Annotated in this window: 28 protein-coding genes and 1 tRNA gene; 7 read left to right on the forward strand and 22 right to left on the reverse strand. The window is 57.4% G+C overall.

Annotation, left to right across the window (positions count from 1 at the left end):
• Positions 1-176: 176 nt before the first annotated feature.
• Positions 177-515 (reverse strand): hypothetical protein, encoded by a 339-nt coding sequence (locus ACLEXF_RS15790; RefSeq protein WP_136023349.1) that lies wholly within the window; start codon positions 513-515, stop codon positions 177-179.
• Between the two features lie 86 nt (positions 516-601).
• A complete protein-coding gene (locus ACLEXF_RS15795; protein WP_004205201.1) occupies positions 602-1204 on the reverse strand; it encodes a short chain dehydrogenase in 603 nt (200 codons plus the stop codon).
• A 97-nt stretch (positions 1205-1301) separates the two neighbouring features.
• Here ACLEXF_RS15795 and ACLEXF_RS15800 point away from each other — a divergent pair, with 97 nt between their 5' ends.
• Positions 1302-2213, forward strand: coding sequence for a LysR family transcriptional regulator (locus tag ACLEXF_RS15800; protein ID WP_004205200.1), 912 nt, complete (start codon positions 1302-1304; stop codon positions 2211-2213).
• On the opposite strand, the gene ACLEXF_RS15805 is transcribed toward ACLEXF_RS15800, so the two are convergent.
• The 4 genes from ACLEXF_RS15805 to ACLEXF_RS15820 all read right to left on the reverse strand — a co-directional run bounded on the left by ACLEXF_RS15805 (position 2214) and on the right by ACLEXF_RS15820 (position 6366).
• Positions 2214-3362: a trans-sulfuration enzyme family protein gene (locus tag ACLEXF_RS15805; RefSeq protein WP_004205199.1), complete on the reverse strand. Its 1149-nt coding sequence runs from the start codon at positions 3360-3362 to the stop codon at positions 2214-2216. It abuts the gene before it with no gap.
• Between the two features lie 10 nt (positions 3363-3372).
• Positions 3373-4749, reverse strand: coding sequence for a pyridoxal-phosphate dependent enzyme (locus tag ACLEXF_RS15810; protein WP_017899761.1), 1377 nt, complete (start codon positions 4747-4749; stop codon positions 3373-3375).
• Positions 4750-5471: 722 nt separating this feature from the next.
• A tRNA-Phe gene (locus ACLEXF_RS15815) sits at positions 5472-5547 on the reverse strand.
• 105 nt (positions 5548-5652) lie between these two features.
• The gene (locus ACLEXF_RS15820) at positions 5653-6366 is read right to left on the reverse strand and encodes a DUF554 domain-containing protein (protein ID WP_004205197.1); all 714 of its coding nucleotides are present in this window, start codon (positions 6364-6366) and stop codon (positions 5653-5655) included.
• A gap of 419 nt (positions 6367-6785) precedes the next feature.
• On the opposite strand from ACLEXF_RS15820, the gene ACLEXF_RS15825 reads away from it, so the two are divergent.
• Positions 6786-8924: an ornithine decarboxylase gene (locus ACLEXF_RS15825; RefSeq protein ID WP_101993848.1), complete on the forward strand. Its 2139-nt coding sequence runs from the start codon at positions 6786-6788 to the stop codon at positions 8922-8924.
• A gap of 42 nt (positions 8925-8966) precedes the next feature.
• On the opposite strand, the gene ACLEXF_RS15830 is transcribed toward ACLEXF_RS15825, so the two are convergent.
• The 4 genes from ACLEXF_RS15830 to mutY form a co-directional block, all read right to left on the reverse strand.
• A complete protein-coding gene (locus ACLEXF_RS15830; RefSeq protein ID WP_023319141.1) occupies positions 8967-10220 on the reverse strand; it encodes a nucleoside permease in 1254 nt (417 codons plus the stop codon).
• A 190-nt stretch (positions 10221-10410) separates the two neighbouring features.
• Positions 10411-11493 (reverse strand): membrane-bound lytic murein transglycosylase MltC, encoded by a 1083-nt coding sequence (gene mltC / locus ACLEXF_RS15835; protein WP_002916629.1) that lies wholly within the window; start codon positions 11491-11493, stop codon positions 10411-10413.
• 48 nt (positions 11494-11541) lie between these two features.
• Complete coding sequence (locus ACLEXF_RS15840) at positions 11542-11817, reverse strand: oxidative damage protection protein (protein ID WP_004105744.1); 276 nt, start codon at positions 11815-11817, stop codon at positions 11542-11544.
• 27 nt (positions 11818-11844) lie between these two features.
• Positions 11845-12903: an A/G-specific adenine glycosylase gene (mutY, locus tag ACLEXF_RS15845; RefSeq protein WP_017899765.1), complete on the reverse strand. Its 1059-nt coding sequence runs from the start codon at positions 12901-12903 to the stop codon at positions 11845-11847.
• 136 nt (positions 12904-13039) lie between these two features.
• On the opposite strand from mutY, the gene trmB reads away from it, so the two are divergent.
• From trmB to ACLEXF_RS15860, 3 genes are read left to right on the forward strand one after another with little or no spacing between them, the layout of a single operon-like run.
• Positions 13040-13759 (forward strand): tRNA (guanosine(46)-N7)-methyltransferase TrmB, encoded by a 720-nt coding sequence (trmB, locus tag ACLEXF_RS15850; RefSeq protein WP_004205192.1) that lies wholly within the window; start codon positions 13040-13042, stop codon positions 13757-13759.
• Positions 13759-14085 (forward strand): YggL family protein, encoded by a 327-nt coding sequence (locus ACLEXF_RS15855; protein WP_002916620.1) that lies wholly within the window; start codon positions 13759-13761, stop codon positions 14083-14085. Before trmB ends, ACLEXF_RS15855 begins: the two co-directional genes overlap by 1 nt.
• A gap of 50 nt (positions 14086-14135) precedes the next feature.
• A complete protein-coding gene (locus tag ACLEXF_RS15860; RefSeq protein ID WP_146411919.1) occupies positions 14136-14855 on the forward strand; it encodes a DUF2884 domain-containing protein in 720 nt (239 codons plus the stop codon).
• A 47-nt stretch (positions 14856-14902) separates the two neighbouring features.
• Here the strand turns inward: ACLEXF_RS15860 and ACLEXF_RS15865 are convergent, their stop codons facing one another.
• The 8 genes from ACLEXF_RS15865 to ACLEXF_RS15900 all read right to left on the reverse strand — a co-directional run bounded on the left by ACLEXF_RS15865 (position 14903) and on the right by ACLEXF_RS15900 (position 21354).
• A complete protein-coding gene (locus tag ACLEXF_RS15865) occupies positions 14903-16204 on the reverse strand; it encodes a TRAP transporter large permease (protein ID WP_049004133.1) in 1302 nt (433 codons plus the stop codon).
• Complete coding sequence (locus tag ACLEXF_RS15870; protein WP_004205188.1) at positions 16197-16706, reverse strand: TRAP transporter small permease; 510 nt, start codon at positions 16704-16706, stop codon at positions 16197-16199. The genes ACLEXF_RS15865 and ACLEXF_RS15870 overlap by 8 nt, the downstream gene beginning before the upstream one ends.
• Before the next feature lie 46 nt (positions 16707-16752).
• The gene (locus tag ACLEXF_RS15875; protein WP_004205187.1) at positions 16753-17739 is read right to left on the reverse strand and encodes a TRAP transporter substrate-binding protein; all 987 of its coding nucleotides are present in this window, start codon (positions 17737-17739) and stop codon (positions 16753-16755) included.
• Positions 17740-18043: 304 nt separating this feature from the next.
• Positions 18044-19180, reverse strand: a complete 1137-nt coding sequence (gene hemW / locus ACLEXF_RS15880) for a radical SAM family heme chaperone HemW (RefSeq protein WP_094333717.1) — start codon at positions 19178-19180, stop codon at positions 18044-18046.
• A complete protein-coding gene (locus ACLEXF_RS15885) occupies positions 19173-19766 on the reverse strand; it encodes an XTP/dITP diphosphatase (protein ID WP_004205185.1) in 594 nt (197 codons plus the stop codon). Before ACLEXF_RS15885 ends, hemW begins: the two co-directional genes overlap by 8 nt.
• Positions 19767-19778: 12 nt before the next feature.
• Positions 19779-20069 (reverse strand): DUF167 family protein YggU, encoded by a 291-nt coding sequence (gene yggU, locus ACLEXF_RS15890; protein ID WP_023319134.1) that lies wholly within the window; start codon positions 20067-20069, stop codon positions 19779-19781.
• A complete protein-coding gene (locus tag ACLEXF_RS15895) occupies positions 20066-20632 on the reverse strand; it encodes a YggT family protein (RefSeq protein ID WP_109938294.1) in 567 nt (188 codons plus the stop codon). Before ACLEXF_RS15895 ends, yggU begins: the two co-directional genes overlap by 4 nt.
• Positions 20633-20652: 20 nt before the next feature.
• Complete coding sequence (locus ACLEXF_RS15900) at positions 20653-21354, reverse strand: YggS family pyridoxal phosphate-dependent enzyme (protein WP_004205181.1); 702 nt, start codon at positions 21352-21354, stop codon at positions 20653-20655.
• A gap of 16 nt (positions 21355-21370) precedes the next feature.
• Between ACLEXF_RS15900 and ACLEXF_RS15905 the strand changes: the two genes are divergently transcribed.
• Positions 21371-22351, forward strand: coding sequence for a type IV pilus twitching motility protein PilT (locus ACLEXF_RS15905; RefSeq protein ID WP_004205180.1), 981 nt, complete (start codon positions 21371-21373; stop codon positions 22349-22351).
• 348 nt (positions 22352-22699) lie between these two features.
• Positions 22700-23353: a LuxR C-terminal-related transcriptional regulator gene (locus ACLEXF_RS15910; RefSeq protein ID WP_043520939.1), complete on the forward strand. Its 654-nt coding sequence runs from the start codon at positions 22700-22702 to the stop codon at positions 23351-23353.
• A 51-nt stretch (positions 23354-23404) separates the two neighbouring features.
• On the opposite strand, the gene ruvX is transcribed toward ACLEXF_RS15910, so the two are convergent.
• The 4 genes from ruvX to rsmE all read right to left on the reverse strand — a co-directional run bounded on the left by ruvX (position 23405) and on the right by rsmE (position 26261).
• Positions 23405-23821 carry a Holliday junction resolvase RuvX gene (gene ruvX, locus ACLEXF_RS15915; RefSeq protein ID WP_004205178.1) on the reverse strand — a complete coding sequence of 139 codons (417 nt, stop codon included), beginning with the start codon at positions 23819-23821 and terminating at the stop codon, positions 23405-23407.
• Positions 23821-24384: a YqgE/AlgH family protein gene (locus ACLEXF_RS15920; protein WP_002916603.1), complete on the reverse strand. Its 564-nt coding sequence runs from the start codon at positions 24382-24384 to the stop codon at positions 23821-23823. The genes ruvX and ACLEXF_RS15920 overlap by 1 nt, the downstream gene beginning before the upstream one ends.
• Before the next feature lie 174 nt (positions 24385-24558).
• The gene (gshB, locus tag ACLEXF_RS15925; RefSeq protein ID WP_004205176.1) at positions 24559-25509 is read right to left on the reverse strand and encodes a glutathione synthase; all 951 of its coding nucleotides are present in this window, start codon (positions 25507-25509) and stop codon (positions 24559-24561) included.
• A 20-nt stretch (positions 25510-25529) separates the two neighbouring features.
• The gene (rsmE, locus tag ACLEXF_RS15930; protein ID WP_032456614.1) at positions 25530-26261 is read right to left on the reverse strand and encodes a 16S rRNA (uracil(1498)-N(3))-methyltransferase; all 732 of its coding nucleotides are present in this window, start codon (positions 26259-26261) and stop codon (positions 25530-25532) included.
• Positions 26262-26351 lie beyond the last annotated feature (90 nt).

Consider the following 26351-nt stretch of genomic DNA (forward strand, 5'->3'; position numbering starts at 1 on the left):
GCAAAATAAGAGTTAGTTCGTACCAGATCAACTACTTTTTATCGTATACGACTGCAGAAAAAAACGTCCTCCTGTGGCTCGGTGATAGAGGAGGATTTTGTGACAGCGATCGGCTCGTCAACAGCGGGATCTTATCGGGCGCTGTGACGGGCTGCGGTTTCGCCAGCCCGCCGGGATTATTTACCCTGCTGTTTTGCTCGTAATATCTCGCCACAGCGCTGCTGGTCCTGACGCAGCGCCTGCTGTTCCTGCGGGCTGAGCTGATGCCAGGTGTCCAGCATCCGCTGCCCCAGCGCCGGCAGGTAATGTGCTTTATGCAGCGCGTAGTCAGAATTCCCCCCCTCGACGATGTTTTGCATATCGTGGAGGAACTGGCGGCTGTCGTCATGATCGATCACGCAAAATACCGCCCGGTAGTAAGCTTCGTCTTCCTCGGTGTAATGCGGAGTGAACCACCAGACCAGCAGCACGATAAGCGCCAGCAGCGGGATAATTAAGGATAATTTTTTCAACATCAGTTTTTCGGCCGGAGACAATCAGCCGTCAGTGTACCTGCAACGACGGCCTGATGTAAGCGCCGGCCCCGGCGGGCCGGCACAGGCTAGTAGCCGACCGGGTAGATGCGGCCGGTTTGCACCCCTTCAATGCTGCGGCGATAGGCCTGTGCTACGGCGGCGGCGGGAACGCTGGCAAAGCCAGGGAAAAAGTCGCCGTAGGCCGCCAGCGACTCGCTGAGCACGGTGGGGCTGATGAGATTGATGCGGATCCCGCGCGGCAGTTCGCAGGCGGCGGCCCGCACAAAGCCTTCCAGACCGGCGTTGACCGTCGTGGCATTGACGCCCTGAGCAATCGGCTCCTGCGCGACAATGCCGCTGACCAGGGTAATCGACCCGCCGTCGCCCAGGAAATGCTGGCCGACCAGCGCCAGGCGAATTTGCCCCAGCAGTTTGTCCTGCAGACCGAGGTTGAACTGGCTGTCGGTCATGGTGCTTAACGGCCCAAAGTGTAGATTACCGGTGGTGGAGACGATGGCGTCTACTTCGCCGGTCTGCGCAAACAGCGCCTCGACGCTCTCCTGCGAGGTGATATCCACCTGATAATCCCCCCGGGTGCGGCCGACGCGGATAACGTCATGTCTCTGGCTCAGTTCTTCGCTGACCGCGCGACCAATGGTGCCGCTGGCACCGATAACGATAATTTTCATGGCAGACTCCTGATGAGGTGAGAGGCTATTCTTTAATAAAACGGATATCGGATAAACTGGCTAAAAGTTAGAACATTACTAACCAGAGGTTAGCAATATGGATAAGCTGCGAGGGATGGAGACGTTTATTGCCGTGGTGGAGTGCGGCAGCTTTACCGGGGCGGCGTCGCGCCTGGGGCTGTCGGCGGTGATGGTCGGGAAATATATCGCCCAGCTGGAAACCCAGCTGGCGACGCGCCTGCTGGAGCGTAACACCCGACGCCAGAGCCTCACCGACGCCGGGCGGGTCTATTTTGACGAAGCGAAACGGGTGATGGAGCAGGTCTCCATCGCCGAAAGCGCCGTTGAGCGGCTGCGGCTGGCGCCCGCCGGCACCCTGCGGGTGAGCGCGCCCACCTCGTTCGGCGCCAGCGTGATCGCGCCCCTGACCGCCACCTTTCTGCAGGCCTGGCCAGCGGTCCGGGTGGAACTGGATCTGACCAACCGGATGGTCGATCTGGTGGATGAGGGGTTCGACCTGGCGATCCGCATTGGCGAGATCCATCAGGAGGATCTGGTGGCTCGCTACCTGGCGCCGTATCGGATGGTGATCTGCGCCGCGCCGGCTTATCTGGCGCGTTACGGAACGCCCGGGAGGCCGGAAGATCTCGCCGATCATCTCTGCCTGTCCCATACGGTCTGGACCGCCCGCAACGAGTGGCGGCTGCCGGGCATGGAAGGGGAAGTGCGCTGGAAGCGCGATGCGGTTTTGCGCTGTAACGATGGCTATGCGCTGCGCCAGGCGGCGATCGCCGGGGCTGGGCTGCTGATGCAGCCGGAGGTACTGCTGGCCGATGCGCTGGCCAGCGGCAGCCTGGTGCGGGTGCTGGAGGCGTGGACCCCACAGCCGAGGCCCGTGCATCTGCTCTGGCGCCAGGATCGCCGGCCCCTGCCGAAGTTGACGCAGTTTATCGCCCACCTTCAGCAGGGAATGCCTGACGCGCTGGCGACGACCCGCGCGTCGGAATAATCACTCCTCCCGAAGCGCCTGCTGCCAGTCGGCAATCAGATCGTGAGGATCTTCGATCCCGACCGACAGGCGGATCAGCTGCGGCGTGATGCCGTTCGCCAGGCGCTTCTCCAGCGGGATCGAGGCATGGGTCATGCTGAAGGGCTGGCTCACCAGGCTCTCGACGCCGCCCAGACTCTCCGCAAGGGTGAACCAGCGCAGCTTGCTGATGATGCGTTCGGCGTAACCGTCATCGCCTTTCACCACTACCGAAATCATGCCGCCGGGCAGGGCCATTTGCCGGCGCGCCAGCTGATGGTGCGGGTGCGAGGCCAGCCAGGGGAACCAGACTCGCTCTACCTCCGGCTGCTGTTCCAGCCATTCGGCGAGCTGCAGCGCGTTCGCGCTGTGGCGCTCCATCCGCAGCGCCAGGGTGCGGATGCCGCGTAGCGTCAGGAAGCTGCTGAACGGGTCGAGTACGCCGCCTACCGCATTCTGCAGGTAGCCAAGCTTCTCCGCGAGCGCGGCGTTATCGCCGACCACCGCCAGGCCGGCGACGACATCGGAATGGCCATTGAGGTACTTAGTCGCGGAGTGGACCACAATATCAAACCCGTGCTCCAGCGGGCGATGGATCGCCGGCGAGGCGAAAGTGTTATCGGCGACGCTGATCAGGTTATGGCGGCGCGCGATAGCGGCGATAGCGCTGAGATCCGCCAGCTTCAGCAGCGGGTTGGTGGGCGTTTCCACCCAGATCATGCGCGTATCGGGGCGGATCGCCGCTTCAATTCCCGCCAGGTCGTCGGGTTTCACCCAGCTCACCTGCAGACCAGCGCTACGGCGGCGTACGTTTTCCAGCAGGCGGTAAGTGCCGCCATACACATCATCGACCGCCACCAGGTGACTGTCCTTATCCAGCAGCTCCAGCACGGTGGCGATGGCGGCCAGCCCGGAGGCGAACGCGTAGCCGCGCGTACCGTTTTCCAGGTCGGCGATCGCCGTCTCCAGCGCATGGCGGGTAGGATTCCCGCTGCGGGAATATTCATAGCCGGTATGCTGCCCCGGCGCCGGCTGAGCGAAAGTGGAGGTGGCATAAATAGGCGGCATCACTGCGCCGTGGCTGTCGGTGAAGGTTCCGCTATGTACGCTCAGGGTGTGGATAGATGACATAAAAAATTCCTTATTGTGCTACTCGGTTACGCCAGGCGGTCAGTACATCGCTGCGGGTGACCAGGCCAAGAAAACGCGCGTTGTCAGCGATCACCGCCACCAGACCGCGATCGAGAATGGCCTGCAGTTCGCTCTCTGGCGCACGCTTATCGAGAGTTTCAACATGGCGGCTCATCGCTTCGCTGACCGGCAGGGAGAAGCGTTGGCGATCGCCCTGTACGTGGCGGATCAAATCCCACTCATCGACGATGCCGACCACGCGGCCATCCTCCAGAACTGGCAGCTGGGAGATGTCATACAGCCGCATGCGGGTAAAGACCGCGGCCAGGGTGTCGTCCGGCGCGGCCGTGACGGTAGCGCCTTCGTCATGGCGCAGGGCGATAAAATCACTGAGATCGCCCTGTTCGGGGCGGGCGATCAGCCCTTGCTGGCGCATCCAGTCGTCGTTGAACATTTTTGACAGGTATTTATTGCCGCTGTCGCAGGCGAAGGTCACCACCCGCTTCGGACGGCTTTGCGCCCGGCAGTAGCGCAGCGCGGCGCTGAGCAGGGTGCCAGTGGAGGATCCGGCCAGCACACCCTCGACCTGCAGCAGCTGGCGCGCGGTGTGGAACGCTTCGCGGTCGCTGACGCGATAGGCGGTATGCACCCCCTCCAGCCTGGCCAGCGGCGGGATGAAATCTTCTCCAATCCCTTCGACCAGCCAGGATCCCGTTTCGCCGTAGCGTCCGGTATCAACCTGATCGGCAAGGATCGAGCCCGCCGGATCGGCGAGGATAAATTCCGTTTTCGGCGAGTGTTCTGCAAACCAGGCCTGAAGCCCGCCCAGCGTGCCGCCAGAGCCAACGCCGACGACGATGGCGTCGATGTCGCCCTCCAGCTGCTGGAAAAGTTCCGGCGCGGTGGAGGTCGCGTGCGCCAGCGGATTAGCGTCGTTGTTAAACTGATCGATATAAAAAGCCCCCGGCGTTTCATCGGCAAGGCGGCGGGCATAATCCTGGTAATAGGCCGGATGACCTTTATTGACGTCGGAACGGGTGAGCAGCACCGTCGCGCCCAGCGCCCGCAGGTGAAAGATTTTCTCGCGGCTCATTTTGTCCGGCACCACCAGGATCAGGCGGTAATTTTTCTGCGCCGCGATCAGCGCCAGGCCGAGGCCGGTATTGCCGGCAGTGGCTTCGATAATTGTCCCGCCGGGCGCCAGTTTGCCCTGACGCTCGGCTTCGTTAATCATCGACAGCGCAACCCGATCTTTAATTGATCCGCCCGGGTTCTGATTTTCCAGTTTTAAAAACAGACTGCAGGGCCCGGTATCCAGTTTGTGCAACTGGAGCAGGGGAGTATGACCGATCAGGTCGCTCACGGAATGAAACAGTGACATAACCATTTACCCACTCGTTTAAGATATTTTTGCATGGTAGGTCTGTGAAATCGGTAATTTAAAGAACATTTATCTGTCATTTAGCGCAAAATGGAATATAAGATGCTGTTCAGCCATCCGGAGGGAAAGCAGGGTAGCCGCCTGGGCGGATCGATTGCCAGAAAAGGGCGTTTTTAGCCGCTTTTAACGACAGAATGGCGATTTGAATCAGCGGGTTATCTGATATTTGAAAATGTATTTGCGAAAAGATTCTATGGGGAGAGGCGGTCTGCGCTGGCCGTTAAGTGGCAGCTGGCTCACCAGGAGAAAAGTGCAGCAGAGAATCACGGGTTAGCGATGTTCGATGAAGAGTCCGGCTACAGAAACGCAAAAACCCGCCTTGTGGGCGGGTTCTTTAAATAGTGGTGCCCGGACTCGGACTAACGCCGCAGGCGTTGAACAGCGCGCGTGTCGCGCTGGCCCCGAAGGGGTGAGCCGCTGTGCGGCGAATAATCGAACGCAGTTCGATGGAGAGTCCGGCTACAGAAAAGCAAAAACCCAGCCATAGGCTGGGTTCTTTAAATAGTGGTGCCCGGACTCGGACTAACGCCGCAGGCGTTGAACAGCGCGCGTGTCGCGCTGGCCCCGAAGGGGTGAGCCGCTGCGCGGCGAATAATCGAACGGAGTTCGATGAAGAGTCGGGCTACAGAAAAGCAAAAACCCGCCTTGTAGGCGGGTTCTTTAAATAGTGGTGCCCGGACTCGGAATCGAACCAAGGACACGGGGATTTTCAATCCCCTGCTCTACCGACTGAGCTATCCGGGCAACGGGGCGCATTAAACCGTAATCGCCGCGCCTCGTCAACGAAATTTATCTGTTTTGCAGCAGACTGAACAATCTATCACCACATTGCGCTAAAAGCACGCGTCTTCAGGCAAAAAACAGCGTCCAGGCCGCTGAGATCGGCATCGCCAGCACCAGCGCAGGCAGCATATTCACCACGGCAAACATTTTTATTCCGCAGATGCGCAGCCCGGTGGCCACCAGCAGCATACCGCCGACGGCGCTGAAATCCGCCAGCATCATCGGCGTGGTGAGCGGCATAATGATCGCCGCGCAGGCCGCGAGAGTCAGCTGGATAAGTAGCATCGGTACGCTGATGGCGGCGACGGCAATGCCCAGGGTACAAGCGAAAATGGTGGCGGTGAAAAAATCGAGAAACGCTTTGGCAATCAGAATGCTGGCGTCGCCGGTCATCCCTTCGCGCATGGCGCCGAAGACGCCGGTGCCGCTGGCGCAGAACAGGACGATAATCGCCACATAGCTCTGAATATAGGAGTCATGAGCCGAGGCTTTTTTCTTACCCTTCGGCGTCAGCAACTGCTGGAGCTGACTGACCAGCGTATTAATCCCTTTTTCCATATTACAAATTTCGCCGAGCAGCGTTCCCACCAGGGTCGACAGCACCATCACCGGCAGATTGGCGCATTTGATCACCAGTAAAATGCCGATGCCTAATGACGCCAGACCAAAAATTGAGGTCATGGATGTGCGGATCCGTTCCGGCAACCGCTGGCTGAGTAAGGCGCCTAACACGCCGCCGACCAGCACCGCGCTGGCATTAATAAAAGGTCCTGTAACCACGCTGACTCCTGTTAAATATCCCTGATAACCGAATGATTATGACGTTAACCCGCCGTGAAAGCTTGTGTATCCGTGATATAAGTGCATACGGTTTTCATCTTGCGCCTGTCGGGGAAAGGTGCCATGATTGCGCGAATTTTCTCCTCCCTGATATGAGGCCGCCGATGACGACACTGCCATTACCTCGCCAGCGACGCCGCGCACAGATGCGTGGGCTGCCTCATCTTGCTACGCTTACCCCTCTGTTCACCATGCGGTGAAGGACACGTATGCTCACTGTAGGGCAACAGTAAGATCGGACGCGTCTGCTTTTACTGATGTCCGGCGGTCGGAGCTGAATCCGTCAGACCCGGACACATCGTTGGGCAAGGTTTCCCTTGCCTGAGATTTTTACACTCCCGATACGGGCATTTGCGCTTATGAAATCCATGCACATTGCCGCCAGCTGCGAGCTGGTCACCCGCTTGTCCACCCACCGTCGCGTTGTGGCGCTGGACAGTACCGATTTTACCGATGTGGCGGCAGTCGTCATCACCGCGGCGGACAGTCGCAGCGGCATCCTCGCCCTCCTCAGGCGTAGCGGATTTAACCTGCCGGTCTACCTGCTGAGCGAGACGGCGGTCGATAAGCCGGAGGGGGTACAGGCGGTGATCGCCGGTAAAGATCAGGAGTGGCTGGAGCTGGAAGCGGCGGCCTGCGATTATGAAGCGCGTCTGCTGCCGCCGTTTTTCAATACGCTGACCCAGTACGTCGAAATGGATAACAGCACCTTTGCCTGTCCGGGACACCAGCACGGGGCCTTTTTCAAAAAGCATCCCGCAGGCCGCCAGTTCTATGACTTTTTTGGCGAAAACCTCTTTCGCGCCGATATGTGTAACGCCGACGTAAAATTAGGCGATCTGCTGATCCACGAAGGGTCGGCCAAGCACGCGCAGAAGTTCGCCGCGAAGGTCTTTAATGCGGATAAAACCTACTTCGTCCTTAACGGCACCTCGGCGGCCAACAAAGTCGTGACCAACGCGCTGTTGACCCGCGGCGATCTGGTGCTGTTCGATCGCAACAACCACAAGTCAAACCATCACGGGGCGCTGATTCAGGCTGGAGCGACGCCTGTCTATCTTGAAGCCGCGCGCAATCCGTTCGGCTTTATCGGCGGTATTGACGAGCGCTGCTTTGATGAGCGCTACCTGCGGGATCTCATCCGTGAAGCGGCGCCAGAGAAAGCCACGGCCTCTCGCCCGTTTCGTCTGGCGGTGATCCAGCTCGGAACCTATGACGGCACGGTCTATAACGCCCGCCAGGTGGTCGATAAAATCGGCCACCTCTGCGATTACATCCTGTTCGACTCGGCGTGGGTGGGCTATGAGCAGTTTATCCCGATGATGGCCGACTGTTCGCCGCTGCTGCTGGAGCTGACCCCGGACGATCCGGGCATTTTTGTCACCCAGTCCGTTCACAAGCAGCAGGCCGGTTTCTCGCAGACGTCGCAGATCCATAAAAAGGATAACCATCTGCGCGGCCAGGCGCGCTTCTGTCCGCACAAGCGGCTGAATAACGCCTTTATGCTGCATGCCTCTACCAGCCCGTTTTATCCGCTGTTCGCCGCACTGGACGTCAACGCCAAAATCCACGAAGGCGAGAGCGGCCGCCGCCTGTGGGCCGAATGCGTGGCGCTGGGCATCGAGGCGCGCAAAGCGATCATCGCCAATTGCAAGATGATCCAGCCTTTTATTCCGCCGATAGTGGCGGGGCGCCCGTGGCAGGATCACCCGACTGAGGCGATCGCCCGGGAGCGCCGTTTCTTCAGCTTCGAACCGGGCGCGCGCTGGCATGGCTTCGAGGGCTATGCCGACGACCAGTATTTTGTCGACCCGTGCAAGCTGTTGTTGACCACCCCGGGCATCGACGCGGAGAGCGGGGAGTACAGTGAGTTCGGCATCCCGGCGACCATTCTGGCGCATTACCTACGGGAAAACGGCATCGTGCCGGAGAAGTGCGATCTCAACTCGATTCTGTTCCTGCTGACGCCGGCGGAAAGCGCCGAAAAAATGGCGCAGCTGGTGGCGATGCTGGGGCAGTTTGAACAGCATATTGAAGCGGATACGCCGCTGGCCGATGTGTTGCCGACCATCTATAACAAATACCCGGTGCGTTATCGCGACTATACCCTGCGCGAACTGTGCCAGGAGATGCACGATCTGTACGTCAGCTTTGACGTGAAGAGCCTGCAAAAAGAGATGTTCCGTAAACGGAGCTTCCCGCGGGTGGTGATGAATCCCCAGGATGCCAACCGCGAATTTATCCGCGGCGACGTGGAGCTGGTGCGTCTGAGCGAGGCGGAGGGCCGCGTCGCGGCGGAAGGGGCGCTGCCGTATCCGCCGGGGGTATTATGCGTGGTGCCCGGTGAGGTCTGGGGGGGCGCTGTACTGCGCTATTTCCTCGCGCTGGAGGAGGGGGTTAATATGCTGCCGGGCTTCTCGCCGGAGCTGCAGGGGGTATATAGCGAGACGGATCCGGACGGCATTAAGCGGCTGTATGGCTACGTGCTGAAGGGATAAAAAATGCCCCGCTGAACCGGCGGGGCGTTTTGCTTTTGACGATCACGCGCTCTGCTGCGCGGCGGTCGGTTGTCTGACGTGTTTGTATTTGAACAGCGCCACGAAGGCAAAAGCCAGCACCAGCGAATAGCCGGCGAAAATCAGCCACACGCTCTGCCAGTTAGTGATCCCTTCGACGGTAAAGTGCTCCACCACTTTGCCGCTCACCATGCCACCGAGGATACAGCCGAAGCCGTTGGTCATCATCAGGAACATGCCCTGGGCGCTAGCGCGGATTTCCGGACGCACCTCTTTCTCCACGAACACTGAACCAGAGATGTTGAAGAAGTCGAAAGCGCAGCCGTAGACGATCATCGACAGCACCAGCAGCACGGTGCCGAACGGTGTCGGATCGCCGAAGGCGAACAGGCCGAAGCGCAGCATCCACGCCACGATACTGATAAGCATCACGTTCTTAATGCCGTAGCGGCTGAGGAAGAACGGAATGGTCAGGATAAACAGCGTCTCGGAGATCTGCGAGATCGACATCAGCACCGAGGCGTGTTCGACGATAAAGCTGCCGGCAAACAGCGGATCTTTATCGAAGCTGTGCAGGAAGGTATTACCGAACATGTTGGTGATTTGCAGCTCGGCGCCTAGCATCATCGAGAAGATAAAGAAGATTGCCATGCGCTTGTTTTTAAACAGCGCAAAAGCGTTAAGCCCCAGCATCTCCGTCCAGCTTTGATTACGCTGGGCGTTAGCCACCGGGATCGTCGGCAGCGTCAGGGTGAACAGCGTCAGCAGGACCGACAGCGTCGCGCCAATGTACAGCTGCATATGGCTCAGTTCGAAGCCGGAGAAGCTGACGCCCCACATGGCGAAGATAAAGCCGATGGTGCCCCAGATCCGGATCGGCGGGAAATCGGTGACGATATCCAGCCCCGCCGACTGCAGGCGGTAGTAAGAGATGGTGTTAATCAGCCCCAGCGTCGGCATATAGGCCAGCGAGTTGAGGAGGATCACAAGGAACATCTCGCCCGGCGTGGTGACCTGCGCCGCCAGATACAGCGTCAGCGCGCCCACCAGGTGGCAAGCGGCATACACCCATTTGGCGCTGATCCACTTATCGGCGACGATGCCGAGCAGCGTCGGCATCAACACCGCGGCGATACCGAGCGAGCTATACACTGCGCCGATAGCCGCGCCATCAAACTTCAGCGTGACAAACATGTATGAGCCAAGCGTGGTGAGCCAGCTCCCCCAAAGGCAGAACTGCAGGAACGACAGTATTTTGAGCTGCAGCTTAAGATTCATGTAGTTATCCTCACGAATGTGGGCTTGTTATGTTTTTAAAATAACATTAATCCCGTTATTTTGATGCGATTCTATCATTCACCAGCTGAAGGCTTCTGTTAACTGCCGCAGAAAACCGAAAGATATTCCACAGTATGGCGCAGAAAAAAAGCGGCCTCAGCGCGTGGCTGAGGCCGGTGTCAGGAGGGGGTTATTTACGGCGGTAGCTTTTCTGCGCCGTGTTAACTTTATACAGATAGCGGCGCGATTCCGCCGACGGGTGACGGGTGGTCAGCGTCTGGTAGACGTCACCTGGCGCCATGCTGTTGATGATATTGGCCGCCTGGACTTTATCGCTGGAGAAGACCCGCAGCACGCTGCCGGCGCCGCCGTTATAGGCGGTGATCACCGCGTAGCGACGCGAGGTGGGGTTATCGATGCCAGCAAGGTAGACATTGTTCAGCATCGCCAGGTAGGCAGTACCGGTGTCAATGTTATTCGCCGGGTCGAACAGATAGCTGCGGCTTGGCAGGCCCGATTTACCCTGGGAACGGAAGACGTCTCTGCCGGCGCTGTGCTGGACTACCTGCATCAGCCCCATGGCGTCGGCATGGCTGACCGCATAAGGGTTAAAGGAGGATTCGGTCTGCATAATCGCGAGGATCAGCGACTCATCAACCCCATACTTACGCGAGGCCTGACGCACCATGCCGAGGTATTTATGCGCACGTTTGTCGAGGTGGTTCGGCACCAGGTTGATGGTGATGCTGTAGACCACGCGCAGGCCGTTGTTGCGGCTCTTCAGGCGTGTTTGCAGCAGATAGTCGGCAAAGCGCGCGGCGCGCCACTCCCAACGAATCGATGCCCCGGTGTTATCCACCACCTGGCCATAGAGGAACGGCTCTTTGGAGATCTGAATGTCATCGACATCGGAATAGAGGTCGATGGAGTTGGGGTCATCGCCCATCAGCAGGGTTTTGACGATCGCCTGGCGCAGTCGTCCGCGCGGATCGGTGCCGGCGATGGTCTCGACGGTGATCGTCCCTTCATCGAAGTTGATGTGGCTGCGGGTTTGATACTGGTCGGTGTATTTGACGTAGTCCTTCGGCCCGGCGAGCAGGACTTCGTTGTACCCCCAAATGTTCTCGATGTTGTGGGCAAACTGGCCCATCAGGATATCAAAACCGTTGGTATCCTTGACCCAGGCCTCGTTGTATTCGGCGCCTTTTTTATTGGAGCTGGAACACGAAACGAGCAACGGCGCAATCAGCGCGAGCGCTAAGTATTTTTTCATCATTCCGGGCGTGCGTGTTGTGTTTGTTTTTAAAAGGCCGCAGGGCCCTTACTGTTTTTCCGGCGGCGTATAGCCTTCGATGTGCACATCTTTCCCTTCAAACAGGAACTGCACCATTTCCTGCTCCAGCAGCTTGCGGTGCTCCGGGTTCATCATGCTGAGCTTTTTCTCGTTGATCAGCATGGTCTGCTTGTGCTGCCACTGCGCCCAGGCTTCTTTGGAGATTTCGTTGTAAATGCGCTTCCCGAGTTCGCCCGGATACAGCTGAAAATCCTGGCCGTCCGCTTCACGCTGCAGGAAGGTACAAAAAATGGTTCTGCTCATAATCAATCCTCTTTGATAGCCGAAAATTTATACCGGCGTTCCGGCTTTTAACTGTTGCAACAAGCGCTCCACGGGGGCCGCCAGACCAACCGACGGCGGCTGCGCTAAGTTATACCAGAGTGCGTTGCCTTCATCCATGCATGCGCCAGATGAGTGCACTGTAAGCCACATCGGCACAATATCCAGGTGGAAATGGCTGAAAGTGTGGCGAAAAGCGGTGAGCTGCGTCAGATTATCGGCCTTAATCTGGCGCTGTGCCAGCCACTCGCGCAGGCCCGCTTCGTCGGCAAACTGCGGAAAACAGAACAATCCGCCCCACAGACCCACCGGCGGACGTTGGGCGAGAAACACCTCGTCACCGTGCTGCATCAGCAGAAAATAGCCGGTGCGTTCCGGAATGGTCTGCTTCGGTTTTTTGCCCGGATATTCTGCCCATGAATGATTGGCGTAGGCCACGCAGCCGTTGCTCAGCGGGCACAGTTCGCACTTCGGCTTCGAGCGGGTGCAAACCATCGCCCCGAGATCCATCATCGCCTGGTTAAAACGCTCCACGCCCTTCGCCGGCGTGACCGCTTCGCTGATCTCCCACAGCCGTTTTTCCACCTCTTTTTTCCCCGGCCAGCCGCTGACAGCATAGCAGCGGGCGAGCACGCGCTTCACGTTGCCGTCGAGAATCGGATAATGCTGACCGAGCGAAAGCGATAAAATGGCCCCCGCCGTTGAGCGCCCGACGCCGGGAAGCGCCGCCACTTCGTCAAAGGTCTGCGGGAATTCGCCGCCGTGCTGCGTCGCCACCTGCTGCGCCGCTTTGTGTAAGTTGCGCGCCCGCGCGTAATAACCCAGTCCGGTCCACAGATGCAGCACTTCATCCAGCGGCGCGTTGGCGAGATCGACCACCGTAGGGAAACGCGCCATAAAGCGTTCAAAATAGGGGATAACCGTGGTCACCTGGGTTTGTTGCAACATCACTTCGGAGAGCCATACTTTGTAGGGCGTCTTGGCGATTTGCCAGGGCAGGGTTTTACGCCCGTATTTGTCGTACCAGTCCAGGACCTGGGCTGAAAATTGCGTGGCGAGAAAAGTCAAAGCTACGGCTCCGGGATCGCGATTACAGGGGGGCAGATTGCAGCATAAGGGCGAGTGGCTGTAAACCCTTGCATCCGCCGGGTAACTTTGGATAATGCCCGTTTTCCGAACACATTCACAAGCAGACCAAACTTTTATGAAAAACGACGTCATTTCTCCGGAATTCGATGAAAACGGTCGCCCGCTGCGCCGTATTCGTAGCTTCGTTCGTCGCCAGGGCCGCCTGACGAAAGGGCAGCAGCATGCGCTGGATAACATTTGGCCGGTGATGGGCGTTGAATTCAACGATGCGCCGCTCGATTTCGCCGCCCTGTTTGGCCGCGAAGCGCCGGTCACCCTCGAAATTGGCTTCGGGATGGGCGCATCGCTGGTGGCGATGGCAAAAGCCAAACCGGAACAGAATTTCCTCGGCATCGAAGTGCACTCCCCGGGCGTCGGCGCCTGTCTGGCCTCGGCCGAAGAAGAAGGTGTGCAAAACCTGCGCGTGATGTGTCACGATGCGGTGGAAGTGCTGCACACTATGATTCCGGATAACTCGCTGAATATGGTGCAGCTGTTTTTCCCTGACCCGTGGCATAAAGCGCGCCATAATAAACGTCGTATCGTACAGCCGCCTTTCGCCGAGCTGGTGAAAAGCAAACTGAAGCTCGGCGGCGTCTTCCATATGGCGACCGACTGGGAAGCCTATGCCGTCCATATGCTGGAAGTGATGTCCTCGCTGGAAGGGTATCGTAACCAGTCGGCAAGCAACGATTACGTACCGCGCCCGGAATCGCGCCCGGTAACCAAATTTGAACAGCGTGGCCATCGTCTCGGCCACGGCGTATGGGACTTAATGTTCGAGAGGGTGAAATAATGGCCAAGAATCGTAGCCGTCGTCTGCGTAAAAAAATGCATATCGACGAGTTTCAGGAGTTAGGCTTCTCCGTCGCCTGGCGTTTCCCGGAAGGGACCAGTGAAGAGCAGATCGACCAGACGGTCAACGATCTGATCGAAGAGGTGATTGAGCCGAACAAGCTGGCCTTTGACGGCAGCGGCTATCTCTCCTGGGAGGGGCTGATCTGCATGCAGGAGATCGGTAAATGCACCGAAGAGCATCAGGCCATCGTGCGCAAATGGCTGGAAGCGCGTAAGTTAGAGGATGTGCGCACCAGCGAACTTTTTGACGTCTGGTGGGACTAAGTTTGACAAGGGTCGGCAACTGCCGGCCCGTTTTGTCTTAAGGGAGTTTTATGATGCGTAAAACGCTGCTGGCGGTGGCGCTCTCCATCACCGCTTTGTCTGCCCATGCGGACTACCAGTGTAGCGTCACGCCGCGTGACGATGTGATCCTCACCCCTCAGCAGGTACAGGTGAAAGGGGAAAACGGCAATCTGGTGATCAAACCGGACGGCAACCTGACCTTTAACGGCAAGGCTTATGCGCTCAGCGCCGCCCAGCGCGAACAGGCGCAGGATTACCAGGCCAGTCTGCGTAGCAGCCTGCCGTGGATTGACGAAGGCGCGCGTTCGCGAGTCGAAAAAGGCCGCAAGGCGCTGGATAAAATCATTACCGAACAGGTCGGCGCCAATAGCAGTATGCACGGTCGTCTGACCAAGCTGGACGCGCAGCTGAAAGAACAGATGAACCGCATCATTGAGCGCCGCAGCGATGGCCTGACCTTCCACTATAAAGCCATCGACCAGGTGCGCGCCGACGGCCAGCAGCTGGTAAATCAGGCGATGGGCGGCATTTTGCAGGACAGCATTAACGAGATGGGGGCGAAAGCGGTGCTCAAAGGCGGCGGCAACCCGCTGCAGGGCATTCTCGGCAGCCTCGGCGGTCTGCAAACCGCTATCCAGGATGAGTGGAAAAACCAGGAGGCCGATTTCCAGCAGTTTGGTAAAGACGTCTGCAGCCGGGTGGTCTCCCTTGAGGACAGCCGCAAAGCGCTGGTTGGCTCGTTAAAATAGCTTGATTTCGCTACCTGCGCCCGCAGGTAGCGACGACGCTCAGGCGATCACATCAGCCCTAGCAGCTGTGGAATAAACAGCGAGATCGGCGGGATATAAACAATCATCATCAGCGCGATCAGCAGGGCGGCGTAGAACGGCAGCAACGGTTTGATGAGCTGCTGAATTTTCACCCCTGAAATGGAGCAGCCGACAAACAGCGCGCTGCCAACCGGCGGGGTCAGCAGGCCGATGCACAGGTTAGCGACCATCATGATGCCGAAATGAACCGGGTTCATGCCCAAATCCTCAGCAATGGGCAGAAATATCGGCGTGAAAATCAGCACCGCTGGGGTCATATCCATAAAAATGCCGACGATTAGCAGCACAATGTTAATCAGCAGCAGGATCACCACTGGGTTTTCCGACACCCCCATTAGCGCATCGCTTATCATGTAGGGAATATCGGCATTGGTCATCGCCCACGACATGCCGACCGAAAAGCCAATCAGCAGCAGAACGATAGAGGTCGTCACCACCGACTCCAGAATCAGCTGCGGCAGATCGCGCCATTTGACTTCACGATAGATCAGCACCGAGAGAATAAAGGTGTAGACCACGGCGATGGCGGACGCCTCAGTGGCGGTGAAAATACCGCCGAGGATCCCGCCCATCACAATAATGACCAGCAGCAGGCTGGGTAGGGCGTCGGAAAAAGCCTTTGCCGCCTGGGCACAGGTCGGCCGTTCGGAAACCGGATAGCCGCGGCGTTTAGCGATGCAACCGCAGACCAGCATGATGGACAGACCCATCAGAATGCCCGGCAGATAACCGGCCATAAACAGCGAGGCGACCGAGACGCCGCCGGCTGTCAGGGAAAAAACGATCAGCACGTTTGACGGCGGAATAAGCAGACCCGTGATGCAGGATGAAACGTTTACCGCTGTGGAAAAGGTCGGATCGTAGCCTTTTTGCCTCTGAATGGGATTCAGCGTCCCGCCTACCGCCGCGGCGGCCGCGACGGCTGAACCGGAAATCGAGCCGAACATCATATTGGCCAGCACGTTAACGTGCCCCAGCGATCCGGGCACTCGCCCAACCATCACCTGCGCCAGATTGATTAAGCGTATTGCAATCCCGCCGCTGTTCATCAGGGTTCCGGCAAAGATAAAAAAGGGGATGGCCAGCAGCGCGAAGTTATCAAGCCCGTTCGCCAGGCGTTGAGACACGGTTATCACCGCGATATCCCAGGGAAACATCAGCAGCATCGAGCCAACGGTAGCGATACCGATGGCGAAGGAGATGGGAACGCCGATAAAAACCAGAATAAAGAAAACGCCAAACAGCGTCAGTGCAATAGCGCTATCCATGAGTTGCTCCTTCTTCTGCATGTTTCATGTTTTTCAGGCCGTTATTGATAAAACACAATGCGTAAAACATCATCATGATGCCGGTGAGCGGCAGGATCAGATACACGTAGCCCATGGGGATCTGCATCGCGGCTGAGACCTGGGCGGTCGACAGCGTTTTTGCAATCAGTTTTACGCCGCCGGTCACAATCACTGCGCCGGCAAACAGCAGGATCAGCAGGTTAATAATGACGCTGAACAGCGCCTGCCTGCGGGGAGAGAGCGTCATGGTGAGTAAATCAATCGCCAGGTGACGCTGGGCGCCGACGGTGTAGGCCGCGCCCAGTAGCCCGACCCAGATCATTAAGAAGCGCGCCAGCTCATCGGTCAGGGTGCTTGGCTGGTTAAGCACGTAGCGGCTGAATACCTGCCAGACGACGCAGACAACCAGCGCAATCATAACAGCGACAGAGAAGGCGGCGATGGTGCGGTCCACCGCCAGCTTGATGCGGTTAAGTATCATCGTTGATTTCCTGGTGAAGACGGGCCTGCGGCTGGCCCGTTAATGGTTATTCCGCGGCAGCTTCAAATTTGGCCAGCAGGGCGGCCTGTACAGGATCTTTTTTAAAGTCATCGAATAGCGGCTGCACGGCTGCGCGGAACGGCGCTTTATCCACTTTGATAATTTCGCCCCCCATAGCTTTGGCCTGCGCGCGGGTATCGGCGTCGATTTTCCGCCACAGCTGTTGCTGATAAACCTCTGACGCTTTCGCCGCTTTGATCAGGATTTGTTGCTGATCCGGCGTCAGCTTGTCCCAGGTTTTACTGGAGATAACGAGGAAATCAGGGATGGAGGCATGCTCATCTTCAGAGAATACTTTCGCGATTTCGATATGGCGCGTCTGCACCCAGGAGGGAACGTTATTCTCCGCGCCGTCCACCACCCCCTGCTGCATGGCGGTATAAACTTCACCAAAGGAGATGGGGGTTGGGGAACCGCCCATTAATTCGACCATTTTTAACGTTGTCGGACTGGCCTGAACGCGGATCTTCAGTCCTTTTAAATCTTCCGGCCTGGTGATGGGCTTTTTTGCATAAAAACTTCGCGTCCCGGCGACATAAGCGGAAAGGGCAAAAAATCCTTTCTCTTTCGTCGAGTTCATTATTTCTTTACCCACCTCGCCGAAGACCACGTTATTGAAGTGGTTCTGGTCGTTAAACAAGAATGGTAAATTATATATGGCGTAAATATTATCGAAAGATTCCAGATCGCTGGCGGAACCTTTGGTCATATCCAGCGCGCCATTTTGTAATAACTCCATGGTCTCGCGAGCGCTGCCCATCTGACTACTGGGGTAAATGCGAATCTTCATCTTACCGTCAGAAAGCTGGTTTACCTCTTTGGACATCTCCTCAAACGCCTGATGCACCACATGGCTGCGCTCAAGGTTATGCGCCAGTTTTAATGTTATTTTTTCAGCCGCGACGGCACCTGCAGAGAGTAGGGCCAGTAAAGCTATACCTACCAGAGAACGAGAAAAAGGATATTTTTTCATTAGTTGGCTCCATGCACTTGGGGTAATGGGTCAATATCTTAAGCATCATGCTTTATTTCTGTATGACATATTATCTTTGTTGTCGTACATCTTTAAGCTGCCTGACTCACACTTTCTGGCAATGAGGTAATGAAATAACCGATCTTATTGAAGGATTGATATTTGGTTTGTATTAATTAATGCAAATTAATTTGAGAGTGGAATATTTAATAACAATGGAACGGATGTAATAAGGTATATATGGCGGAGGAATCGAGTGATTCCCATTCCCGCCATATTGCTGCCGGGAATGGGATAACGATATTTATTCGCTGAGGAATAGTTCGAGAAGAGAATTTAAAAACAGCTTTCCATGCTCGGTAATCTGCCAGTTCTGCGCGTCTTCCTGCAGATAGCCGTGGGCTATCGCCGCGTCCAGCTGCGGACGGATCGCCGCTTCATCAAGACCGGTATAACGGCGGAATTCCGCGCGCGGCGCGGCCTCCAGCAGGCGAAAACGGTTCATAAAGAACTCAAACGGTTTATCCGCCTCTTCCACATCATGCTGGCGTTCGAGGTAGCGGCCTTCCATATAGCCGCGCGGGTGGCGGGTTTTGGCGGTACGCAGGATGCGCCCGTCCGGGAAGGTTATCTTGCCGTGCGCGCCGCAGCCGATGCCGAGATAGTCGCCAAAGCGCCAGTAGTTGAGATTGTGCTGACACTGATAGCCCGCTTTGGCGTAAGCGGAAGTCTCGTACTGCTGGTAGCCGGCGGCGCTCAGCAGCTGATGTCCCTGCTCAAAAATATCCCATAGCGCGTCGTCATCCGGCAGCACCGGCGGCCGGGAACCGAACAAGGTGTTCGGCTCAATGGTCAGCTGGTACCACGAGAGATGCGGCGGGTTGAGAGCAATGGCCTGACGCAGATCGTCCAGCGCCTCCTCCAGCGACTGGTCCGGCAAACCGTGCATCAGGTCGAGGTTGAAACTGCGCAGGCCCAGGCCGCTGGCGAGGCGTGCCGCGCGTTTGGCCTCTTCCGGGCCGTGGATCCGCCCCAGCCGCTGCAGCTTTGGTTCGCTAAAGCTTTGTACGCCGATAGAGATGCGATTCACCCCGGCGCGCTGGTAATCAACGAAGCGATCGGCCTCCACGGTGCCCGGGTTGGCTTCCATGGTGATTTCCGCCCCGGCGGCCAGCGGCAGGCAGGCGCGGACGCCATCGAGCAGGGTTTGCATGGCCGGGCCTGACAGCAGGCTCGGCGTACCGCCGCCGATAAAAATGGTGCCTATTTCCCGTCCCTGGGCATACTGCGCATCGGCCCGCAGATCGTTCAGCAGATGCTGGACGTAGTCATCGTGCGGCACCTCGCCTTTCAGTGCATGCGAATTAAAGTCGCAGTACGGGCATTTCTGCACGCACCAGGGAATATGGATATAGAGACTCAGCGGTGGCAAATTAGCCATTACGTAATGCATCCAGTAACAGTTTAAGCGCCTGCCCGCGATGGGAAATGGCGCTCTTTTCTTCACGGCTCAGTTCGGCCGCGGTTTTTCCCTCTGACGGGACGAAGAAAATCGGGTCGTAGCCGAAGCCGCCATGACCTGCGGCTTCCCGGGCGATCACCCCAGGCCAGCTGCCGTGGCACACCAGCGGCGTGGGATCTTCGGCATGGCGTAGATAGACCAGTACGCAGTGGAACTGCGCCTGGCGCTGGTCGTCCGGCACGTCCTGCAGGGCGTCGAGCAGTTTCTCAAGATTCTGCTGGTCGCTGGCGTCGACGCCGGCATAGCGGGCGGAGTAGATGCCTGGCGCGCCGCCAAGGGCATCGACGGCCAGACCGGAATCGTCGGCGATAGCCGGCAGGCCGGTGATCTGCGCCGCATGACGCGCTTTCAGAATCGCGTTTTCAATGAAGGTCAGACCGGTCTCTTCCGCAGACTCGACGCCGAGCTCGGTCTGAGCGACGATATCGAGACCAAAATCTTCCAGCAGCGAGGCCAGTTCGCGCACTTTACCGGCGTTACCGGTAGCGAGGACGACTTTTTGCATGATGAATCCTGTTTATTCAGTTAGCGCCGCGACCGCAGTCGGGATCTGTTGTGGGGCGATGATTTTAACTTGCTTATGGCGGCCCAGCTCGCCTTTTTCAATCAGTACCTGGCTTTTGGCGACGCGGAACTGTTTGGCGAGAAATTTCACCAGATGGGCATTGGCCTGGCCATCAACGGGCGGGGCGGTAATGGCGACTTTGAGCTCGTCGCCATGTACGCCCACGATGCTGTCGCGGCTGGCCTTCGGCTGAATATACAGCCTCAGCACCAGCCCGTCAGCGCAGCGTTCAACGGCACTCATAGCGCCATCCACAGCCCCGGCAGCAGTACGTTACCGGTAGCCTGCAGCACCTCGGCGACCCCCATATTGATCACGTACAGCAGCAGCACCAGCACCATCGGCGAGAAATCGATACCGCCCATCGACGGCAGCAGGTTGCGGATTGGACGCAGCAGCGGGTCCGCCAGCTGCATCAGCACATACTCCACCGGGCTGCGTCCCTGGCTGACCCAGCTCATGATCGCCATCAGCAGCAGCACCCAGAAGATCAGCGAGCCGATGGTTTTCAGCAGAATAAGCAGGGCGGAGATCCAGATGATCGGCTGGAAGGTGATCACCATAAACAGGACGACCGCTTTGATGACGCAGAGGATGAATGCCACCAGCAGCGAGGCGCTGTCAATCGGCCCCATTGCCGGGATGATCCGGCGCAGCGGCCCGACAATCGGCTGGGTGGCCTTTACCACAAACTGCGAAAACGGGTTGTAAAAGTCGCAGCGCGCCCACTGCATCCAGACGCGTAACAACACGACCATTGTATAAAGCTCAATGACCGTTGAAAGCAGGAAAGTCAACGTCTTCATGGCGTTCCTCAGATTCCTTATTATTTGCTGTAGTCGCGCGCACCAAAAATGGCCGTGCCGATGCGCACCATCGTGCTTCCCGCCGCGATAGCGGCTTCCATATCGTCCGACATTCCCAGAGACAACGTATCGACCGTGGGGTACCGCGTTTTTAACCGCGCAAATGCTACCGCCATTTGCTGGGCGACGGCAAACTGCCTTACATATTCTGACTCAGGCGCGGGGATCGCCATCAGGCCGCGCAGCTCCAGATGAGGTAACTCAGCGATCTCCGCGGCTAAGGCATCGAGCGCTTCCAGCGGGATGCCGGATTTACTCTGCTCATCGCTGATGTTGATTTGAATCAGCACCTTCAGCGGCGGCAAATGCGCCGGGCGCTGCTCGTTCAGGCGGGTGGCGATTTTCAACCGATCGACGGTGTGGCACCAGTCAAAATGTTCGGCCACCAGCCGGCTTTTGTTGGACTGCAAGGGACCAATAAAGTGCCACTGCAGTCCACTGACGCCTGCCTGCTGGAAATGGTTAATCTTCTCCACGCCCTCCTGGACGTAGTTTTCACCAAATGCCCGCTGGCCTGCCGCGATGGCTTCTTCGATCGCGCTCGCAGGTTTCGTTTTACTCACTGCAAGCAATGTCACTTCTTCTGGCGCACGCCCGCAACGGGCGGCGGCACCGGAGATTTTGTCCCGGACCTGTGCCAGGTTATGCGCAATATCGTTCATATTCCGAGGATGAGTTATGAAGCTGGAAGAAATCGTAGCCCTTAGTGTAAAGCATAATGTCTCCGATCTACACCTGTGCAATTCCGCCGCACCGCGCTGGCGGCGGCAGGGTAAGCTGGAGCCCGCGCCCTTTCCCGCGCCGGATATTGCAGATTTACTCAACGACTGGCTCGATGCCGCACAGTTACAGCACTGGCAGGAGCACGGCCAGATAGACTTTGCGCTGACTCTGGCCTGTGGTTCACGGCTACGCGCCAGCGCTTTCGCCCATACGCGCGGAATATCGCTGGTGCTGCGCCTGTTGCCCAGCCAATGTCCGCGCCTGGAGGCGCTGGGCGCACCGCCTGCGCTAAGCGAGCTGCTGGCGGAAGAGAGTGGCTTGCTGCTGGTCACCGGGGCGACGGGCAGCGGCAAGTCGACCACCCTGGCGGCGATGGTCGGCCATCTCAACCAGCATCTTGATGGCCATATTCTGACGCTGGAGGATCCGGTGGAGTTTATTCATCACAGCGAGCGATGCCTGATTCAGCAGCGGGAGATTGGCCGGCACTGTCCTTCGTTCTCCGCAGCGCTTCGGGTGGCGCTGCGTCAGGATCCGGATGTGATCCTGCTCGGCGAGCTACGCGACAGCGAAACCATTCGTCTGGCGTTAACTGCGGCGGAGACCGGGCATCTGGTGATGGCGACATTACACACCCGCGGCGCGGCGCCGGCGGTGGAGAGATTGATCGATGTCTTTCCGGCAGAGGAGAAAGATCAGGTTCGAAGTCAGCTGGCCGGAAGCCTGTGCGCGGTGCTGGCGCAAAAATTATTACCCGCACGTCAGGGCGGCAGAGTTGCGCTATACGAGCTTCTGGTTAATACGCCGGCAGTGGCGAATTTGATCCGCGAAGGAAAAGTGCACCAGCTGCCCGGAGTAATGCAGACCGGGATGCAGGCCGGAATGTTGACATTTACCCAGAGTTTTCAGCAACGTGTGGCCGCAGGCGAGCTGTAAGGGGAGTGTGAAGCGAGTTGGGTGGTTGAAATGGTGTGTTAACTAAATGTTTAAAAGCTGTTTCTGGATATTATTTGATAATACAAATAATCTTTGTGAATAAATTCAAATAAGATATTCGGTTGAGATATGTCGGCAGTGAATACGCATTTCCAGGAAAAAAGTTTGATTACCTTTTGACAGCTTTGAGTCATTCGATTTATGCTGTTTACGGGAATAGGATGATTCTCATGGAATAACGTTTCAATTTGTAAATTGCCAATGCTATTTATAAATTCACGGCTGATTGTATATTTTTTTATTCATTTAACCACCATGACGGTGGATAGCTGCTAAGGAGAGTTTTAAGTGATTAATTTAAATGTAAATTCATCATCTTCTCGTCAGGTAACCTTTATTACCCACCCGTCTATTCAAAGCAAAGCCTTTGCCAGCTATCTGAGCGAAACCCTGGTGGCACCGGTGGTTTTACAAAATATTAATAAACCGCTGGCGCAGCGTCTGGCAAAAGATTCTGTAATATTATTTGATATTGCAGTGTCAAATAAGAAATTAAACGGGGTATGGCGGGATATTATTCGCTTGCAGGCAGATAACCCTCGTTTGTTGATTATTAATAGCGCACAAAAGTATGAGTTATACGAAATGGCGCAGTGGCCGGCTTTATATGGCGTGTTCCGCCATGACGATGATGAATCGCGCTTAATTGAGGGCGTCAAGGCCGTGCTGAACGGCGAACAGACGGCTGAATTGAGCGTGATGCACCCGGCGATGTACGCTGCGGACCATGCATCGGCGCCGGTTGAGAACTCGCCGCTGACCGAACGAGAATGCGAGATCCTCAACGAACTGCGCTGCGGCGCGACCAACCTCGATATTGCCCGCGCGCTGTTTATCAGTGAGAACACGGTGCGGACGCACCTGTATAACGTGTTCCGTAAGCTGAGCGTTAAGAATCGCACCCAGGCGGTGAGCTGGGCTAACGAACATCTGCGCCACTAGGCGGGGGAGCTGCGCCGTCTGCGGTTCGCCGGCGGCGCAGAAGAGCAGGGCTTAAAAGCTCTGCTCGAAGTAGCTTTCCAGAATGACCACCGCAGAGGCCGAATCGACGCTGCCTTTATTCAGCGCCCGATAGCCGCCATGTTCGAACAGGCCCGCCCGGGCCTCAACCGTACTCAGACGTTCATCGTGGAGAAGGATCGCGACGCCAAAGCGGCCATGAATTTTATTGGCGAAATTACGCGCGCGCGCGGTCAGCGGTTGCTCAGTGCCGTCCATATTCAGCGGCAGGCCGACGATTACCGCCTCCGGCTGCCACTCCTTAAGCAATTTTTCGATGATATTCCAGTCCGGTTTACCGTCCTGCGCCTTCAGCGCCGGCAGTGGCCGGGCGGTTGCGGTGATCCGTTGCCCTACCGCCACACCGATGCTTTTGGTCCCGAAATCAAAGCCGAGAAAGGTACCGCTCATTATGCATGCCCCGCGACGCCTGGCATCGTCACGATGTCGATGCCAATCAGTTTAGCCGCCTCGCGCCAGCGATCGGCGATGGGCGTACGGAAGAGAATATTCTGGTCAGCCGGGGCGGTAAGCCAGGCATTATCTAGAATCTCCTGCTCCAGCTGCCCTTTCTCCCACGAAGAGTAGCCCAGGGCAACCAGCACGTTGCCCGGTTGCCGGTCGGTGCCTAAGGTTTCGAGGACATCCCGCGAGGTGGTGATCACCGTGTTATCCGAGATACGGATGCTTGAGGAAAAGTCAGAGGGCGGGGTATGTAAAATAAAGCCGCGGTCTTCCGCCAGCGGGCCGCCCAGCATCACCGGTTTATCCAGGCGGATCTCCGGATTACGCGGCTCCGGGACAATTTTGAGCTTCTCAAGGATCCCTTCCACCTGCAGATTTTCCAGCGGCTTATTGATAATAATGCCCATGGCACCCTCGTCGTTATACTCGCAGATATAGACCACGGAGCGGCGGAAAATGGGGTCCTGAAGCGCAGGCATGGCAATCAGAAAGTGATGCTGTAAATTCATTGTCAGAGGTTCTGTTCCTGGTTCAAAAAGCAACACCCAGTATGCGGGCAAAGTAGAATGGTGTCGATGCACTTTATCTGGCAGGCGCCCGAGCGGCGCCTGGCTGGAAGGGTTTCACCAGCGCGGCAATCCGCGCTCGCTGTGCCCTGAGCGGACGTTCGTCCGCCGTAGTGCTTATCGGGCGAGACGTCTTTCGATAGCGTCCATCAGCATGCCGGTGATCGAAATATCCGGGAAGGCGGCCTCGATCTCACGGACGCAGGTGGGGCTGGTGACGTTAATTTCCGTCAGACGGTCGCCAATGATATCCAGGCCAACGAAAATCAGGCCTTTAGCCTTCAGCGTCGGGCCGACGCGGCGGGCGATATCCCAGTCGCTTTCGGTTAGCGGGCGGGCTTCGCCGCGGCCGCCGGCGGCCAGATTGCCACGAGTCTCGCCGCCCTGCGGAATGCGCGCCAGGCAGTAAGGTACCGGCTCGCCATCCACCACCAGCACGCGCTTGTCGCCATCTTTAATGGCCGGCAGATAGTTCTGCGCCATGCAGTAGCGGCTGCCCAGCTCGGTCAGCGTCTCGGCGATCACGCCGAGGTTCGGATCGCCGGCTTTGACGCGGAAAATAGAGGCGCCGCCCATGCCGTCGAGCGGCTTCATGATGATATCGCCGTGTTTTTCCCAGAAGGCTTTAAGCTGGGCTTTATTGCGGGTGACCAGCGTTTCCGGGGTCAGTTCGGAGAACCAGGCGGTGAACAGCTTCTCGTTACAGTCGCGCAGGCTCTGCGGCTTGTTGACGATAAGCGTGCCTTTCTCTTCCGCTCGTTCCAGAATATAGGTCGCATAAATAAATTCGGTATCGAACGGTGGATCCTTACGCATCAGAATGACGTCAAGATCCGCCAGCGGCAGATCCTGCTCGCCGGTAAAGTCATACCATTTGTCGTAGTTCTGTTCGACGCTCAGTGTGCGCGTCCGGGCGCGGGCCTCGCCGTTGATCAAATAAAGGTCGTTCATCTCCATGTAATGGAGTTCATAGCCGCGACGCTGCGCCTCCAGCAACATAGCGAAGCTGGTGTCTTTCTTGATGTTGATGGTTGCGATGGGATCCATCACGATGCCGAGCTTGATCATGGTTCTTCTCCGTTAACGCCTCAACCTAAGTCGCCAAAACGCACCTGCAGGGCAGTAATGGCGGTGAGCGCAGTAGTCTCTGTACGCAGAACGCGCGGTCCCAACAGGATATCAGTAAACTGGTATTTCGCGGTCATTGCTATCTCTTCAGCCGACAGCCCGCCTTCCGGGCCAATCAGCAGACGGACGCGTTCAACCGGCAGCGGCAGCGTGTTAATGCTGGCGCTGGCGCGCGGGTGCAGGTTGAGCTTCAGCCCGCTGTCCTGCTCGGCGCACCACTCCTCCAGCTGCATCGCCGGACGAATTTCCGGTACCACGTTACGACCGCTCTGTTCGCAGGCGGCAATAGCGATTTTCTGCCACTGCTGGATCTTTTTCTGCAAACGTTCGGCGTCCAGTTTAACGCCGCAGCGCTCGGAAAACAGTGGCGTTATGAGGCTTACCCCGAGTTCGATCGATTTCTGGATGGTGAATTCCATTTTTTCGCCGCGGGACATCACCTGGCCTAAATGGATATGCAGCGGCGATTCCCGATCGTCGGGTTCGCCACTGAGGACTTCAACCGTGACGCTTTTCTTACCGGCCTCGGTGATGACGGCGTCAAACACCTGGTTACTGCCGTCGAATAGCTGAAGGTGCTGACCGGCGGTCATGCGCAGAACGCGCCCGACGTGGTTGGCCGCGTCATCGCTCAGCGCGATCAGGCTGCCGACAATGAGGGGTTCTGGATGATGGATGCGAGGAATGCGCATGCTTGATATTCCGTTCTTTGCGCAGATGCCAGCTTCCCGCCATTAGGCGGGAAGCACAGGGCTGCAAATTAACAATTGCCGCTAGTGTAG

This window comes from Klebsiella pneumoniae complex sp. WS1778, from assembly GCF_049472055.1.
In the GTDB taxonomy this organism is placed as follows: Bacteria; Pseudomonadota; Gammaproteobacteria; order Enterobacterales; family Enterobacteriaceae; genus Klebsiella; species Klebsiella quasipneumoniae.

What these genes read in the sequence shown, in the direction of transcription:
- ACLEXF_RS15855 (WP_002916620.1), top strand. Translation starts at nt 13,759, where the DNA reads ATGGCCAAGAATCGTAGCCGTCGTCTGCGTAAAAAAATGCATATCGAC.
- ACLEXF_RS15830 (WP_023319141.1), bottom strand. Translation starts at nt 10,220, where the DNA reads ATGAATCTTAAGCTGCAGCTCAAAATACTGTCGTTCCTGCAGTTCTGC.
- yggU (WP_023319134.1), bottom strand. Translation starts at nt 20,069, where the DNA reads ATGAGTGCCGTTGAACGCTGCGCTGACGGGCTGGTGCTGAGGCTGTAT.
- ACLEXF_RS15920 (WP_002916603.1), bottom strand. Translation starts at nt 24,384, where the DNA reads ATGAATTTACAGCATCACTTTCTGATTGCCATGCCTGCGCTTCAGGAC.
- ACLEXF_RS15825 (WP_101993848.1), top strand. Translation starts at nt 6,786, where the DNA reads ATGAAATCCATGCACATTGCCGCCAGCTGCGAGCTGGTCACCCGCTTG.
- ACLEXF_RS15875 (WP_004205187.1), bottom strand. Translation starts at nt 17,739, where the DNA reads ATGAAAAAATATCCTTTTTCTCGTTCTCTGGTAGGTATAGCTTTACTG.
- gshB (WP_004205176.1), bottom strand. Translation starts at nt 25,509, where the DNA reads ATGATCAAGCTCGGCATCGTGATGGATCCCATCGCAACCATCAACATC.
- trmB (WP_004205192.1), top strand. Translation starts at nt 13,040, where the DNA reads ATGAAAAACGACGTCATTTCTCCGGAATTCGATGAAAACGGTCGCCCG.
- ACLEXF_RS15860 (WP_146411919.1), top strand. Translation starts at nt 14,136, where the DNA reads ATGATGCGTAAAACGCTGCTGGCGGTGGCGCTCTCCATCACCGCTTTG.
- ACLEXF_RS15870 (WP_004205188.1), bottom strand. Translation starts at nt 16,706, where the DNA reads ATGATACTTAACCGCATCAAGCTGGCGGTGGACCGCACCATCGCCGCC.
- ACLEXF_RS15905 (WP_004205180.1), top strand. Translation starts at nt 21,371, where the DNA reads ATGAAGCTGGAAGAAATCGTAGCCCTTAGTGTAAAGCATAATGTCTCC.
- ACLEXF_RS15840 (WP_004105744.1), bottom strand. Translation starts at nt 11,817, where the DNA reads ATGAGCAGAACCATTTTTTGTACCTTCCTGCAGCGTGAAGCGGACGGC.
- hemW (WP_094333717.1), bottom strand. Translation starts at nt 19,180, where the DNA reads ATGGCTAATTTGCCACCGCTGAGTCTCTATATCCATATTCCCTGGTGC.
- ACLEXF_RS15810 (WP_017899761.1), bottom strand. Translation starts at nt 4,749, where the DNA reads ATGGTTATGTCACTGTTTCATTCCGTGAGCGACCTGATCGGTCATACT.
- mltC (WP_002916629.1), bottom strand. Translation starts at nt 11,493, where the DNA reads ATGAAAAAATACTTAGCGCTCGCGCTGATTGCGCCGTTGCTCGTTTCG.
- ACLEXF_RS15895 (WP_109938294.1), bottom strand. Translation starts at nt 20,632, where the DNA reads ATGAAGACGTTGACTTTCCTGCTTTCAACGGTCATTGAGCTTTATACA.
- ACLEXF_RS15800 (WP_004205200.1), top strand. Translation starts at nt 1,302, where the DNA reads ATGGATAAGCTGCGAGGGATGGAGACGTTTATTGCCGTGGTGGAGTGC.
- ruvX (WP_004205178.1), bottom strand. Translation starts at nt 23,821, where the DNA reads ATGAGCGGTACCTTTCTCGGCTTTGATTTCGGGACCAAAAGCATCGGT.
- ACLEXF_RS15900 (WP_004205181.1), bottom strand. Translation starts at nt 21,354, where the DNA reads ATGAACGATATTGCGCATAACCTGGCACAGGTCCGGGACAAAATCTCC.
- rsmE (WP_032456614.1), bottom strand. Translation starts at nt 26,261, where the DNA reads ATGCGCATTCCTCGCATCCATCATCCAGAACCCCTCATTGTCGGCAGC.
- ACLEXF_RS15865 (WP_049004133.1), bottom strand. Translation starts at nt 16,204, where the DNA reads ATGGATAGCGCTATTGCACTGACGCTGTTTGGCGTTTTCTTTATTCTG.
- ACLEXF_RS15805 (WP_004205199.1), bottom strand. Translation starts at nt 3,362, where the DNA reads ATGTCATCTATCCACACCCTGAGCGTACATAGCGGAACCTTCACCGAC.
- ACLEXF_RS15790 (WP_136023349.1), bottom strand. Translation starts at nt 515, where the DNA reads ATGTTGAAAAAATTATCCTTAATTATCCCGCTGCTGGCGCTTATCGTG.
- ACLEXF_RS15795 (WP_004205201.1), bottom strand. Translation starts at nt 1,204, where the DNA reads ATGAAAATTATCGTTATCGGTGCCAGCGGCACCATTGGTCGCGCGGTC.
- ACLEXF_RS15885 (WP_004205185.1), bottom strand. Translation starts at nt 19,766, where the DNA reads ATGCAAAAAGTCGTCCTCGCTACCGGTAACGCCGGTAAAGTGCGCGAA.